General features: G+C 61.4%; 13 protein-coding genes and 1 other RNA gene. 10 read left to right on the top strand and 4 right to left on the bottom strand.

The window, feature by feature from the left end; all coding sequences use genetic code 11:
• Nucleotides 1-99: 99 nt before the first annotated feature.
• Nucleotides 100-582 carry an SRPBCC domain-containing protein gene (locus HJC00_RS07350; protein ID WP_210629919.1) on the bottom strand — a complete coding sequence of 161 codons (483 nt, stop codon included), beginning with the start codon at nt 580-582 and terminating at the stop codon, nt 100-102.
• 55 nt (nt 583-637) lie between these two features.
• Here HJC00_RS07350 and HJC00_RS07345 point away from each other — a divergent pair, with 55 nt between their 5' ends.
• The 4 genes from HJC00_RS07345 (at nt 638) to HJC00_RS07330 (ending at nt 4,342) form a co-directional block, all read left to right on the top strand.
• Complete coding sequence (locus HJC00_RS07345) at nt 638-961, top strand: helix-turn-helix transcriptional regulator (RefSeq protein WP_210629918.1); 324 nt, start codon at nt 638-640, stop codon at nt 959-961.
• Between the two features lie 88 nt (nt 962-1,049).
• Nucleotides 1,050-1,586: a helix-turn-helix transcriptional regulator gene (locus HJC00_RS07340; RefSeq protein WP_210629917.1), complete on the top strand. Its 537-nt coding sequence runs from the start codon at nt 1,050-1,052 to the stop codon at nt 1,584-1,586.
• A 98-nt stretch (nt 1,587-1,684) separates the two neighbouring features.
• Nucleotides 1,685-2,668: an NAD(P)-dependent oxidoreductase gene (locus tag HJC00_RS07335; protein ID WP_221122995.1), complete on the top strand. Its 984-nt coding sequence runs from the start codon at nt 1,685-1,687 to the stop codon at nt 2,666-2,668.
• Between the two features lie 201 nt (nt 2,669-2,869).
• Complete coding sequence (locus HJC00_RS07330; RefSeq protein ID WP_210629915.1) at nt 2,870-4,342, top strand: esterase-like activity of phytase family protein; 1,473 nt, start codon at nt 2,870-2,872, stop codon at nt 4,340-4,342.
• A gap of 79 nt (nt 4,343-4,421) precedes the next feature.
• On the opposite strand, the gene ssrS is transcribed toward HJC00_RS07330, so the two are convergent.
• The 3 genes from ssrS to HJC00_RS07315 form a co-directional block, all read right to left on the bottom strand.
• A non-coding RNA gene (gene ssrS, locus HJC00_RS07325) (6S RNA) lies at nt 4,422-4,580 on the bottom strand.
• Nucleotides 4,581-4,649: 69 nt separating this feature from the next.
• A complete protein-coding gene (locus tag HJC00_RS07320; protein WP_064811285.1) occupies nt 4,650-5,027 on the bottom strand; it encodes a cell division protein ZapA in 378 nt (125 codons plus the stop codon).
• A gap of 16 nt (nt 5,028-5,043) precedes the next feature.
• A complete protein-coding gene (locus tag HJC00_RS07315) occupies nt 5,044-5,319 on the bottom strand; it encodes a DUF4164 domain-containing protein (protein WP_184455048.1) in 276 nt (91 codons plus the stop codon).
• A 333-nt stretch (nt 5,320-5,652) separates the two neighbouring features.
• On the opposite strand from HJC00_RS07315, the gene tkt reads away from it, so the two are divergent.
• The 6 genes from tkt to HJC00_RS07285 all read left to right on the top strand — a co-directional run bounded on the left by tkt (nt 5,653) and on the right by HJC00_RS07285 (nt 12,956).
• Nucleotides 5,653-7,626 (top strand): transketolase, encoded by a 1,974-nt coding sequence (tkt, locus tag HJC00_RS07310; RefSeq protein ID WP_210629914.1) that lies wholly within the window; start codon nt 5,653-5,655, stop codon nt 7,624-7,626.
• 83 nt (nt 7,627-7,709) lie between these two features.
• Complete coding sequence (gene gap / locus HJC00_RS07305) at nt 7,710-8,720, top strand: type I glyceraldehyde-3-phosphate dehydrogenase (protein WP_210629913.1); 1,011 nt, start codon at nt 7,710-7,712, stop codon at nt 8,718-8,720.
• 127 nt (nt 8,721-8,847) lie between these two features.
• Nucleotides 8,848-9,162, top strand: coding sequence for a hypothetical protein (locus tag HJC00_RS07300; protein WP_210629912.1), 315 nt, complete (start codon nt 8,848-8,850; stop codon nt 9,160-9,162).
• A 143-nt stretch (nt 9,163-9,305) separates the two neighbouring features.
• Nucleotides 9,306-9,482 (top strand): hypothetical protein, encoded by a 177-nt coding sequence (locus tag HJC00_RS07295; protein ID WP_176439455.1) that lies wholly within the window; start codon nt 9,306-9,308, stop codon nt 9,480-9,482.
• Between the two features lie 326 nt (nt 9,483-9,808).
• Nucleotides 9,809-11,683: a potassium/proton antiporter gene (locus HJC00_RS07290; protein ID WP_210629911.1), complete on the top strand. Its 1,875-nt coding sequence runs from the start codon at nt 9,809-9,811 to the stop codon at nt 11,681-11,683.
• Between the two features lie 70 nt (nt 11,684-11,753).
• The gene (locus tag HJC00_RS07285; protein WP_210629910.1) at nt 11,754-12,956 is read left to right on the top strand and encodes a phosphoglycerate kinase; all 1,203 of its coding nucleotides are present in this window, start codon (nt 11,754-11,756) and stop codon (nt 12,954-12,956) included.
• Nucleotides 12,957-13,124 lie beyond the last annotated feature (168 nt).

The following is a 13,124-nucleotide window of genomic DNA, read 5'->3' as shown; positions in this document are numbered from 1 at the left end:
AACCGAGATGAAGTATCGACTCCGGAAACTAGCACCCGCAGTGTGACAGGCAAGCAAAGTCTGGCGATGGGCCGCCGATCTCCTTCGAGACAGGCCTCGTCAAACATCCGGGGCGCTGGCCGGCTCGCCTTTCATCTCGCTGAGATACATGCCCTCGCGCAGATTGATGCCGTATTCGACGAAGGCCTTCATGCTGCAAAGCATCTGTGTCCAGCCTTCGCAGTTGAGATAGGTGCCGCGCCGGCCGGCCTCGTCCTCGCGCCAGCCGTTCTCGGCAATCGTCACCAGCGTGCCGCCATCCTCCAGCGTCTTGAAATTCATTTCCACCAGCGTCTTATACCTTGTCTTGTCCTCGGCAGTGCCGCCGTCCCAGCGAAGCACGATGCGGCTTTCCGGCACAAGCTCGACAACCTCGACCGGCGCATCCTTCCACCAGGTTACTGTCGTGCCTTGAACGAGCGGGGCGCTCGCCCCGCCGATCGTGGTGAAATAGCTGCTGAGTTTCTTCGGGTTGACGACGGCATCGAACACTTCGGCAACAGGACGGCCGATCCGGCCGGAAACGCGGATTCCGAGAGACATTGCACTTCTCCTCTTCTCCATTGTGCCTGAGGCCATTATGTTATAAAAATATAACATGTCAAGCGAATCAACCGACGACCCTGTCTTCAAGGCACTGGCGCATCATCGCCGCCGCGAAATCCTCGACCTGCTCAAGGAGGCCCCCCGCACAACGGGCGCGCTCTGCGAGATGTTTTCCGGGATGGACCGCTGCACGGTGATGCAGCATCTGAAGGTGCTTGAGGAAGCGGGGCTGATCGTCGCCAGAAAGGAGGGCCGCGAACGCTGGAACCACCTGAACAGTCTGCCGATCAAACACATCTACGACCGTTGGATCAGCGCCTATGCAGGTCATGCCCTGTCGATCCTTGATCGGCTGAGAAGCGACCTCGAAGGCTAGCCGGAACAATGACCGGCGTGAGGATCGGCTTGCCCTCCGGCCCGCCGAACTCCTATCCTGGCAAAAGAAGCGTGGGAGCTCAGGACAAATGACGATATCAGGAGCCGGCATACGCCGCATGCGGTTGCTGCGCAGCATGAAGCAGCAACACCTCGCGGAACTCCTCGGCGTCAACCAGGCGACCGTTTCGCGCTGGGAGCGCGGCCAGCTTGATCCCTCGCCCAACCAAGCCGTCAAGCTGGAACGGATTTTCGCCACGCCGCAACATGCTGCGGCCGATGCGGCCTTAAAGCGGCTGGTCGAGGATTCCGTCCGGTCTGTGCATCTGATCTGCGATAGCACGCATCGGCTTCTGTCTGCTTCCCGACCGCGGCAGGCGGAATGGCGTGCACCGCTCGGCGCTTTTCTCGGCCGCTCTCTTTTTTCCTACGCCTCCGCCGAGATCGCCGCCGCCGAACTGTCTCTGGAGGAGCGCGGCTGGCATGAGGACAGGCTGCTATCGTTGACCTTCGATACCGGCGCCAACGGCAATGTGCGCCTGCCGATTACCCCGGGCCGCGTCACTTGGGAGCGGATCAGGCTTTCCGATGGCACCGCTGGCCGCCTCGTCACCACAATCCGCTGAGCCTGCAGCCTTCCTGCATGCCCATGCATAATTTATGCGTTGTCCCACGACACCGGTCTTTATAGCGTCCGCCGCCAACGCAGTCAGGAGACGACGCGATGACGATATTGGTGACGGGAAGCGCCGGCCACCTCGGCGAGGCGCTGATGCGCAGCTTGAGAGCTCAGAGCCGGTGGGCGCGCGGCATCGACATCAAGCCTTCGGCTTTTACCGATATGGTCGGCTCCATCGGTGACCGCGGCTTTATCAGGCGAGCGATGTCGGGCATCAGCCAAGTCATCCATGCCGCCACGCTCCACAAGCCGCATGTGGCGACCCACGGCAATCGCGATTTCCTCGACACCAATGTCGGCGGCACGCTGAACCTGCTCGAAGAGGCGACTGCCGCGGGCGTTGCAAGCTTCGTCTTCACCAGCACCACCAGCGCTTTCGGCGCGGCGTTGACGCCGGCGGCCGGCGAGCCCGCAGCGTGGGTCACCGAGGACGTGCTTCCTGTCGCGAAGAATATCTACGGCGTGACAAAGCTCGCTGCCGAAGGAATTTCGGAACTCTTCGCCCGCAAATCCCGCCTGCCTGTCGTCATCCTCAGGACGTCGCGCTTCTTTCCCGAAAGTGATGATGATCCCGAGATTCGCAACAGCTATTCGGCGGGAAATGCGCAGGCCAACGAGCTGCTTCATCGCCGCGTCGATATCAGCGACGTGGTCGACGCCCATTTTCTGGCGCTCGAAAAGGCGCCGGCAATCGGCTTCGGCCGCTATATCATCTCGGCCACGACGCCCTTTCTACCGGGCGATCGCGCAGAGCTCAGGCGTGATGCGCCTGCTGTCGTCGAGCGGCTGTTTCCAGGTGCAAACACGCTTTACGCCGAACGCGGCTGGAAAATGTTCCCGACGCTCGATCGCGTCTACGTCAACGAACGCGCAAGGCGCGAACTTGGCTGGCGGCCGCGCTATGATTTCCGCTTCGTGCTCGATTGCCTGCGCGAGTGTCGCGAGTGGCGAAGCCCGTTGGCGATCGATGTCGGCTCCAAGGGCTACCACGAGGAAGTATTCGCCGAAGGACCCTATCCGGTCGATTAGGGCAATGAGCTGATTGCAGGCTCCGAGGGTGTCATCCAGTTATCACGATCCCATCCTAGACGTTTAGCCGGGATAGGGGCGAAATCCGGGTGTGTTCGGTTCTGAGGAATCGATCCCAAAGCCGAGGAATGTCATTCGAAACGGTGTCCAGCTTGCGGGCGGGAACCGTTGCAGGAACGCTTTTGACCGAGAGGCTATTTCATGAAGAACGTCAGATCATATGCATCGCGGCTGTTCGCCGCAGTTTTCGCAGCATCCGCCGCCATTCCCGCCTTGGCAAGGTCGGAGAATTCCGCCACTTTCGTCAATAAGGGCCTGGTCGGCGTCGGCCGCATTCCAGCCAACCAGCGCGACAAATTCGGTGAAACCTTCGGCTCCGGCTCCGGGATGGCGATCGACCCCGCCGCCTGGACTCGGGATGGCGCCAGCTATAGGGGCACGCTCTACCTGCTGCCCGACCGCGGTTACAATGCCGCCGGCACTGTCGACTACCGCCCGCGCCTGAACACCCTTTCGATCATTCTGACCCCGACAGCGCCAGGCGCGACCCCCGAGGCCGGCAATGAGCAATCGGGCGTCGAGGCGAAACTCGTCGAGTCCATGCTCTTTGTTGACGACAAGGGCGCGGACACGACCGGTCTCGACCCGGAATCCGGCGTCCGCGCCGCTGCCGGCAACTTCCCGCCGCTGCCGCAGGCGGCGAACGGCAAGATCGCCCTCGACGATGAGGCGATCATCCGCATGGCCGACGGCACTATGTTCGTCAGCGACGAATACGGCCCCTATATCTATCGCTTCTCCGCCGATGGCCACTTGCTTTCAGCCACCCAGCCGCCCAAGGCGCTTCTGCCGATGCGCAAGGGCGCGCTGAGCTTCGCTTCAAACAATCCCGGTCCCGGCGGGTCCGCTCCCGATCCGAAGGACCCCGAAACCGGCCGCCAGAACAACCAGGGCCTCGAAGGCATGGCAATGACGCCCGACGGCAAGTTTATCGTTGCCGTACTGCAGTCGGCGGCCCGCCAGGACGGCGGCGATTCCGGCTCGACCCGCCAGAATACCCGCGCCATGATCTATGACGCCGCCGATCCCGATCATCTGAAGCTGGTGCACGAATATGTCGTGCCGCTGCCGATCTTCAAGGACGCTAAGGGCAAGACGACGATCGCCGCCGAGAGCGAGATCGTCGCCCTTTCCGACAAGACCTTCCTGATGCTTGCCCGTGACAGCGGCAACGGCCAGGGCGTGAAGGGCGACACGTCTCTGTATCGCAAGATCGACATCGTCGACCTATCCGCCGCAACCGATATCGCCGGCAGCGATTTCGACGCCGGCAAGGCGGCTGCACCGAAAGGTGTCCTCGACCCGTCGCTCACACCGGCTACGCTGACACCGTTCATCGACCTCAACGACGAGGCCGAGCTTGGCCGCTTCGGCCTGCACAACGGTGCGCCGAACGACAGGAACGATCTATCGGAAAAATGGGAAGCGATGGGTCTGGCAAGTGTCCTCGACACGAAGCTGCCGGACGATTACTTCCTGTTCGTCGCCAACGACAACGACTTCTTGACGCAGGATGGCTTCCAGGTTGGCGCAGCCTATAAGGCTGACGGCGGCGCCGATGTCGACACCATGTTCCAGGTCTTCCAGGTGACGCTTCCCGGCTTGAAGAAGTAACTGCGCGCCACGAGGGGCGGACGCGCAAGCCGCGTTCGCCCTATACACCCGGCTTCGTCTTCAACGATGAAAGGAAAAGGTGCGATCCACGACGACCGATGGATGTTTACGATCCTGGGCGCCTACAAACGTAGGTGGGCACCGTGTGTCCAGGCCCACGAGCCCGGACAGGGACAGCTCCCTTTGGATCGAGTATGGCCCCAGGGATTGTGGTTCCTGTCGAGAGGCGCAGACCGCATCGCGATATATAAGGCCGTTTGCATCGACGCGCCAGTGGCGACGGCCAGCCGTTTTTATTTAATTGACATCAATTGAGTTCGGGTGCGGCCCGGCCATTCAGCTTGTCGGTGATGCCGCGAATACGGCTCGAAACCTCGCCGAGCGCTGCCGCCAACGTTTCCTCGGTGCGGGCGGTCGCGGCAAGCACGGTGTCGCGGTTGCCGCGCAGCGACTCGAGCTCGGTTTCCAGCCCGGCGATGCGGCGCGTCAGCTCGGCAATCTCGTCCATGATCATGATGCCGGCCATGACGGTGATCCTGAGATCGCCGATCTCTCCGAACTGGCCCTTGAGATGGCCGACATAGCGGTCGAAACGCGTGGCGAGATCGGTCAGATGATCCTCCTGCCCCTCCTCGCAGGCCATGCGATAGGCCTTGCCGTCGATCGTTACCGTCACCTGCGCCATATCAAATTCTCTCTCATCAGCGGTCCAGAACCGCGCGGATCGTCTCCATGGCCGTCACCAGCCGCCGCGATACCTCACGATTGACCTCTTCCAGCCGGTTGGCGCGAAATTCGGCCTGGTCGAGCTCCTGGGCCAGACGGGAGCGGTCGGCATGCACACGTCGCACCTCGCCCTCGATCTCCCCCTGCTCGCGCTGCCGCTCGACACGCATGTCGACGGCGTTTTCGAGGCTCGAAATCGCCTGTCTCAATTCGTCGAGCGCTGCTTCCATGGTTTTGCCTGTGGGCATCATGCCTTTCCGATTCCCGTGCAGGACCTGCGAATCGGCCACATCTGCCGATCTTGTGATTTCAAGAGGATATGCAGCTCGCCAACGGCCCGTCAATAAATCCCGTCACCCGGCAGCCTGCCTATCTGTGGATGAACGTTTTGGACAGGCCCGCCGCGCCAGTTTGGTCTTTTGTATAGTCGAGCGATCAAATGTCAAAAAATTGCCGCAGGCCGCTGGGATTTGCCCCGCCATTTATTGACTCGCCAGCCCCAACTGCTATGTGTCAGCCGCTTTCACTCGATGGTCTTGGAGGCTCGAGGCCATCCCCCGACACCCGGAGCTTGCAGAAAAGCTATGACCTCTCTCCAACAAAACGACCGGATGGCGAACGCGATCCGTTTCCTCGCCATGGACGCCGTTGAAAAGGCGAATTCCGGCCACCCTGGTATGCCGATGGGCATGGCTGACGTGGCGACGGTCCTGTTCACCAAATATCTGCGCTTCGACCCCAAGAAGCCGCATTGGCCGAACCGCGACCGCTTCGTGCTGTCGGCCGGCCATGGCTCGATGCTGCTCTATTCGCTGCTGTATCTGACCGGTTATCCCGATATGACGATCGAGGACCTGAAGCAGTTCCGTCAGGTCGGCTCCAAGACCGCCGGCCACCCTGAATACGGCCACGCAACCGGCATCGAGACCACCACCGGCCCGCTAGGTCAGGGTATCGCCAATGCGGTCGGCATGGCGATCGCCGAACGCAAGCTGCGCGAGGAATTCGGTGCGGACCTCCAGGACCACTACACCTATGTCATCAATGGCGACGGCTGCCTGATGGAAGGCATCAGCCATGAAGCCATCGCCCTTGCCGGCCACCTGAAGCTCAACAAGCTGATCCTTTTCTGGGATAACAACTCGATCACCATCGACGGCGCCGTTTCGCTGTCGGATTCGACGGATCAGATTGCCCGCTTCAAGGCCGTTCACTGGAACACGATTGAGATCGATGGCCACGATCAGGCCGCCATCGCCGATGCGATCGAAGCCGCCCACAAGTCTGATCGCCCGACCTTCATCGCCTGCAAGACGGTGATCGGCTTCGGCGCCCCGAACAAGGCCGGCAGCCACAAGGTTCACGGCAGCCCGCTCGGCGCCGACGAGATCGCCGCCACCCGTAAGGCGCTGAACTGGGATTACGAGCCCTTCGTCGTTCCCTCGGATATTCTCGATGCATGGCGCGCAGCCGGCACCCGCTCCGAAGATATCGTCAGAGCCTGGGAGGAAACCCTTGCCAAGTCTGCTGCCAAGGCCGAGTTCACTCGGCGTTTTTCAGGCGATCTGCCTGAAGGCTTCGACAAGGCGATCGATGATTACAAGAAGAAGCTCGCCGAGACCAAGCCGACGGTTGCGACACGCAAGGCATCCGAAGACGCACTCGAAATAATCAACGGTTTCGTGCCGGAAACGCTCGGCGGCTCTGCCGACCTGACCCCGTCGAACAATACCAAGACCAGCCAGATGATCTCCATCACCCCGACGGATTTCAAGGGCCGCTACATGCACTGGGGCATCCGAGAGCACGGCATGGCATCTGCCATGAACGGCATCTCGCTGCACGGCGGCCTCATCCCCTATGGCGGCGGCTTCATGATCTTCTCGGATTATTGCCGCCCGCCGATCCGCCTCTCGGCTCTGATGGGCATTCGTGTCATCCACGTCCTGACGCATGATTCGATCGGCGTTGGCGAAGATGGCCCGACACATCAACCGGTCGAGCAGATCGCCGGCCTGCGCGCCGTCCCGAACCTGCAGGTCTTCCGCCCGGCCGACGCCGTCGAAACGGCGGAATGCTGGCAGATTGCCATGAAGAGTACAAATCGTCCGTCTGCCCTGGCTCTCACCCGCCAGAACCTGACCACCGTCCGCACCGAGTATAATGCGAAGAACCTCTGCGAACTCGGCGCCTATACGCTCTCCGGCAATGCCGATGCCAGGGTGACGATCTTCGCTTCGGGCTCCGAGGTCGAAATCGCCGTTGCCGCCCGCGCAACTCTGGAAGCCAGGGGCGTTTCGGTGCGTGTCGTATCGGTGCCCTGCACCGAACTGTTCTTCGAGCAGCCGGAGGCCTACCGCAGGGACGTGCTCGGCAACTCGCCGGTCAAGATCGCCGTCGAAGCCGCCGTCCGCGAAGGCTGGGACGCCTTTATCGGACCGGAAGGCAGCTTCATCGGCATGAAGGGCTTTGGCGCGTCCGGCCCGGTCAAGGACGTCTACAAGCATTTCGGCATCACCGCCGACGCCGTCGTTGCGGCTGCCGAAGCAAAGCTTTAAAGAGGGCGCCTTGAGGCGCTCTCCATCTCCTCAATTCCAGGCCGCCCGCCTATCGGGCCCTATTCTATCGGGAGTGAATGAACATGACAGTCAAGGTTGCCATCAATGGTTTCGGTCGCATCGGCCGTAACGTCCTCCGCGCTATCGTCGAATCCGGCCGCACCGATATCGAGGTCGTCGCCATCAACGACCTCGGCCCGGTCGAGACCAATGCCCATCTCCTGCGTTACGACTCGATCCACGGCAAGTTCCCGGCCGAAGTGAAGGTCGAAGGCGACACGATCATCGTTGGCGGCGGCAAGCCGATCAAGGTCACCGCGATCAAGGACCCGGCAACGCTACCACACCGCGAGCTCGGCGTTGACATCGCCATGGAATGCACCGGCATCTTCACCGCCCGCGACAAGGCCGCTGCCCATCTGACGGCCGGCGCCAAGCGGGTTATCGTCTCGGCTCCCGCCGACGGCGCTGACCTGACGGTCGTGTTCGGCGTCAACCATGACCAGCTCACCAAGGAGCACATGGTCATCTCCAACGCCTCCTGCACCACCAACTGCTTGGTGCCGGTCGTCAAGGTTCTCGACGACGCCGTCGGCATCGACCACGGCTTTATGACGACGATCCACTCCTACACCGGCGACCAGCCGACGCTCGACACAATGCATAAGGATCTGTATCGCGCCCGCGCTGCCGCTCTCTCCATGATCCCGACCTCGACGGGCGCCGCCAAGGCCGTCGGCCTCGTGCTGCCCCACCTCAAGGGCAAGCTCGACGGCACCTCGATCCGCGTTCCCACGCCGAACGTCTCGGTCGTCGACTTCAAGTTCGTTTCCAAGAAGGGCACGACGGTCGGCGAGATCAACGAAGCCATCAAGGCTGCCTCCAACGGCAAGCTGAAGGGCATCCTCGGCTACACCGACGAGCCGCTCGTCTCCCGCGACTTCAACCACGACAGCCACTCCTCGATCTTCGCAACCGATCAGACCAAGGTCATGGAAGGCAATTTCGTGCGCGTCCTGTCCTGGTACGACAACGAGTGGGGCTTCTCCAGCCGCATGTCGGACACGGCCGTGGCCTTCGCCAAGCTCATCTGAGGGCTCGACCACCGAATATCGCAGGCGGCCCGGGAAACCGGGCCGTTTTGTTATAGGCGTCTGAAGCCGGTCGTGGCATTGTTGACAACCCGGAGCACCGTCGCACCGGGAAGATAAAGAGGGATGGATGGATTACTTTACCGTTGAAATCGCCGGCCGCGCCATCGCCAGCTTTCGCTCGAAGAACCATGAGGAAGCGACGCATTTCTTCGAGGCGGAAGATTTTCGCGACGACCTGACCATTCTCGAGTCCGAAGGCAAGCCGCTTTGGGACCGCAAGGCGACGCTCAGCCTGCGCAAGGCGACGGCTGAGGAAGCCAGCGAAGTCGAGCACGCCTATGAATTCGACGACGATCCCGAACGGACCATCGACGACGAGTTCGTGGTTTTCCTGGTCCCGGTCGAAGACCTGACTGACGAGGGCGAGGACACCGAAAACTGACAGTGAAAGCCATTTCGAATCGACGGGTTCGGTGCAGCCGCAAGGACGGAATCACGGTTGGCAATCCGCTGGCCAAGCGTGATAAACTGAGGAAATGCAATAAAGCTGCACAATGGCTGAGATGATCCAAGTGGAGGCGATAAATGGCAGAGGCGCAAAAACGCTTGTCCCAAACCACCCTCAAGCGGCGGCAGCGGTTTCATCCCAAGCGGGACGTCAAACCCGCCGTGTTGGCAAAGGCTAATCGTCTGGCCATTCGGGTTGCAGCGTTCATCGGTCTTTCGTTCCTCGCCGTCATCATACTTCAGGCAGTGTTCTGACGGGCCGCATGTAGGAATATGTCTATCCTGCTGCGGTTTGCGAATACCCGCAGAAAAATCGATTTTCCTGCCGTTCGCCCTGCTCTTGCCTGATTTTCTTATACATTCTTTGTAGAGAGTTTCTCCCGTAGCATTTCCGTGTCGGTGGCCGTCCGGCAGCCGTTCAGCAGCATGATGCAGCACGAGACGAGGTTAAGCCGCAAGGCCTACCCTTCTCTGTCGTTTTGCCGTTTACTGATGAATCGACGCGCGTGGTGGAGGGTTGGAATAGACGGATCGGCCAGGGGTGGCCGCATCCGCAAGGCAGTCGATGAAAAGGGGTGGGCATGGAAGCGTTCTATATCGTGGTGCTGGTCGCGACGGCGCTCGTGCTTCTTGCCGCTTTTTCAAGCCTGCTCGCCTTCCGCTTCGGCGCCCCGCTGCTGCTGCTCTTCCTGATGATCGGCCTCGCCGCCGGCGTCGACGGCCTCGGCATCGAATTCAGCAACAATTATCTGGCCTACATCCTCGGCTCCATTGCCCTTGCCGTCATCCTGTTCGATTCCGGCTTCGGCACGCCGATGCAGGCCTTCCGGCTGGCAGCCGTTCCCTCCCTCACGCTCGCCTCGGTCGGCGTGCTGATCACCGCCTCGCTCTTTGCCGTCGCCGCCATGTGGCTGCTGGACTTCACCTGGCTCGAAGGCCTGCTGCTCGGCTCGATCGTCGCCTCGACGGATGCCGCCGCCGTCTTCTTCCTGCTGCGCATCGGCGGCATCAACATCCGCGATAAGGTGCGCTCGACGCTGGAAGTCGAATCCGGCACCAACGATCCGATGGCGATCTTCCTCACCATCGCCCTTGTAGAGGTCCTGGCGAGCGGCGAGCGTTATGCTGGCATCAATATCGGCATGTTCGCCATGTTCGTGCAGCAGATGGGGCTCGGCGTCATCCTCGGCCTGCTGGGCGGCATGATGATCGTGCTGATCGTCAGCAGGCTCGACACCGATCGCGGCCTGACGCCGATCTTCGTGCTGGCGCTTGCCCTTCTCGTCTTCTCCTTTGCCGGCACGGTCGGGGGCAGCGGCTTTCTCGCCGTCTATGTCGCCGGCATCTATGCCGGAAATCGCAAGATGCAGGCGATCGGCACCATCAAACGCTTCCAGGACGGCATGACCTGGCTGGCGCAGATCATCATGTTTCTGGTGCTCGGCCTGCTCGCGACACCGTCGCAATTCCCCGTCATCATCGTGCCAGCGATCCTGCTTGCCCTCTTCCTGATCTTCGTCGCCCGGCCGCTGGCGATCTGGCTGTCGCTGCTCCCATTCGATTACACCCAGCAGGAAATCGGCTTCGTCGCCTGGGTCGGTCTGCGCGGCGCCGTCTCCATCCTGCTTGCCATCATGCCGATCCTCGGCCGGCTGGAAAACGGCCAGATCTTTTTCAACACCGCCTTCATTATCGTGCTGGTCTCCCTGCTGGTGCAGGGCTGGACGATCAAACCCGTCGCCAAGAAGCTCGGCCTGATCATTCCGCCACGCATCGGCGCCGTCGATAAGGTCGAGGTCGACCTGCCGGGTGCCGCCAACCACGAACTGCTCTCCTATCGCGTGATCAAGGATAGTCCGGTGCTGCGCGGCGAGCGCATTCCGCGCTGGGCAACCCCCTCGCTCGTCATCCGCGACGGTAAATCGATGCGCTACCAGTATGCCGGGCGGCTGCGCGAAAACGATCTAGTCTATCTCTTCATCGTGCCGAGTTATTCCCGGCTGCTCGACCGGCTCTTCGCCAGTCGTGCGCCGGTGGACGAGGATGATGCCGAATTCTTCGGCGCCTTCGCGCTCTCACCCGCCCGTCCCGCGGCCGATCTCGATGCCGCCTACGGGCCCGGCCTGCTCAACGAATCCGAGAAAGGCCTGACGATCGCCGAACTGATGCGGCAGCGCCTCGGCGGCAAGGCCGATTATGCCGATCGCGTCCGTCTCGGGTCGATCATCCTCATCGTCCGTGATCTCGACGAGCACGACCACGTCACCTCCGTCGGCATGTCGCTCGAAGCGGTCGAACCGGCCACAACGCTGCCGATCTTCATCAATCTCAAGGACATTATCCAGCGCATCCGCGACAGGTTGAACGGACGTCGCAACCGCGAAGCGGCGGCCTCCGAAACCATGCCGAAAGCATCGGCCGGAGGCGACGAAGCCAGGCGCGAAAACGGCCGTTGAACGCCTTGCGTCTCGAATGATCCTTGCTATGGTCGGCGCGACTTCCGCCAACCAAGACTGGATCTTCCCCATGCCTTCTTTCAAGACCCTTGACGATCTCTCCGACATCAGCGGCAAGCGCGTGCTCATCCGCGTCGACCTCAACGTCCCGGTCAAGGACGGCAAGGTCACCGATACGACGCGCATCGAGCGTGTGACGCCGACGATCCTCGAACTATCGGGCAAGGGCGCCAAAGTGATCCTGCTTGCCCATTTCGGCCGGCCGAAGGACGGTCCGTCGCCGGATCTGTCGCTGTCGCTGATCGCCCCTTCCGTCGAGGAGGTGCTCGATCATGCGGTGCTGACGGCCTCCGACTGTATCGGCGAGGCCGCCGCCTCCGCCGTAGCCGGAATGAATAATGGCGATATTCTGCTGCTGGAAAACACCCGCTTTCACAAGGGCGAGGAAAAGAACGATCCCGACTTCACCAAGGCGCTCGCCGCCAACGGCGATATCTATGTCAACGACGCCTTCTCCGCCGCCCACCGCGCCCATGCTTCCACCGAAGGCCTTGCCCACCACCTGCCGGCCTATGCCGGCCGCACCATGCAGGCCGAGCTGGAAGCGCTGGAAAAAGGTCTCGGTAATCCTGCCCGTCCCGTCGTCGCCATCGTCGGCGGCGCCAAGGTCTCGACCAAGATTGACCTTTTGATGAATCTTGTGAAGAAGGTCGATGCACTCGTCATCGGCGGCGGCATGGCCAATACTTTCATCGCCGCGCGTGGCACCAGTGTCGGCAAGTCGCTCTGCGAGCATGATCTTGCTGAAACCGCCAAGCAGATCATGATCGAGGCCGCGACATCAGGCTGCGCCATCATCCTGCCGGAAGACGGCGTCGTCGCCCGCGAGTTCAAGGCGGGCGCCGCCAATGAGACGGTCGATATCAACGCCATTCCCGCCGATGCCATGGTGCTCGACGTCGGGCCGAAATCCATTCAGGCCATCAATGCCTGGATCGAGCGTGCCTCGACGCTCGTCTGGAACGGTCCGCTCGGCGCCTTCGAGATCGAGCCCTTCGATACCGCAACGGTAGCTGCCGCGAAATACGCCGCCGAGCGCACAGCGACCGGCAAGCTGACCTCCGTTGCCGGCGGCGGCGACACCGTCTCAGCACTGAACCATGCCGGCGTTGCCGACGACTTCACCTATGTCTCCACTGCCGGCGGCGCTTTTCTCGAATGGATGGAAGGCAAGGAGTTGCCCGGCGTCGCCGTCCTCAATGCCGGCAAATGACTGCTAAGCGGATTTGACAGGTTTTATATGGGTATAGACCGCGGCGGCGAGTAGCCTTGCGCGGTCTTTTGCTCAAGCGCCGGAAAAAATCCCAGTTTTTCAAACGATTGAAACGATTTCAATCGTTTCAACGATTTAGCCTTCCATTTTCCTCCCTATAAACTTCTG

Origin of the sequence: Rhizobium sp. NLR22b (genome assembly GCF_019685295.1) — a bacterium.
Classification (GTDB): Bacteria; Pseudomonadota; Alphaproteobacteria; order Rhizobiales; family Rhizobiaceae; genus Rhizobium.
Note: the sequence above shows the minus strand (reverse complement) of the source record. Positions and strands in the feature narration are given on the sequence as shown.

Coding starts and splice junctions, on each gene's coding strand:
- HJC00_RS07350 (WP_210629919.1), bottom strand. CDS start 582: ATGTCTCTCGGAATCCGCGTTTCCGGCCGGATCGGCCGTCCTGTTGCC.
- HJC00_RS07345 (WP_210629918.1), top strand. CDS start 638: ATGTCAAGCGAATCAACCGACGACCCTGTCTTCAAGGCACTGGCGCAT.
- HJC00_RS07340 (WP_210629917.1), top strand. CDS start 1,050: ATGACGATATCAGGAGCCGGCATACGCCGCATGCGGTTGCTGCGCAGC.
- HJC00_RS07335 (WP_221122995.1), top strand. CDS start 1,685: ATGACGATATTGGTGACGGGAAGCGCCGGCCACCTCGGCGAGGCGCTG.
- HJC00_RS07330 (WP_210629915.1), top strand. CDS start 2,870: ATGAAGAACGTCAGATCATATGCATCGCGGCTGTTCGCCGCAGTTTTC.
- HJC00_RS07320 (WP_064811285.1), bottom strand. CDS start 5,027: ATGGCGCAGGTGACGGTAACGATCGACGGCAAGGCCTATCGCATGGCC.
- HJC00_RS07315 (WP_184455048.1), bottom strand. CDS start 5,319: ATGATGCCCACAGGCAAAACCATGGAAGCAGCGCTCGACGAATTGAGA.
- tkt (WP_210629914.1), top strand. CDS start 5,653: ATGACCTCTCTCCAACAAAACGACCGGATGGCGAACGCGATCCGTTTC.
- gap (WP_210629913.1), top strand. CDS start 7,710: ATGACAGTCAAGGTTGCCATCAATGGTTTCGGTCGCATCGGCCGTAAC.
- HJC00_RS07300 (WP_210629912.1), top strand. CDS start 8,848: ATGGATTACTTTACCGTTGAAATCGCCGGCCGCGCCATCGCCAGCTTT.
- HJC00_RS07295 (WP_176439455.1), top strand. CDS start 9,306: ATGGCAGAGGCGCAAAAACGCTTGTCCCAAACCACCCTCAAGCGGCGG.
- HJC00_RS07290 (WP_210629911.1), top strand. CDS start 9,809: ATGGAAGCGTTCTATATCGTGGTGCTGGTCGCGACGGCGCTCGTGCTT.
- HJC00_RS07285 (WP_210629910.1), top strand. CDS start 11,754: ATGCCTTCTTTCAAGACCCTTGACGATCTCTCCGACATCAGCGGCAAG.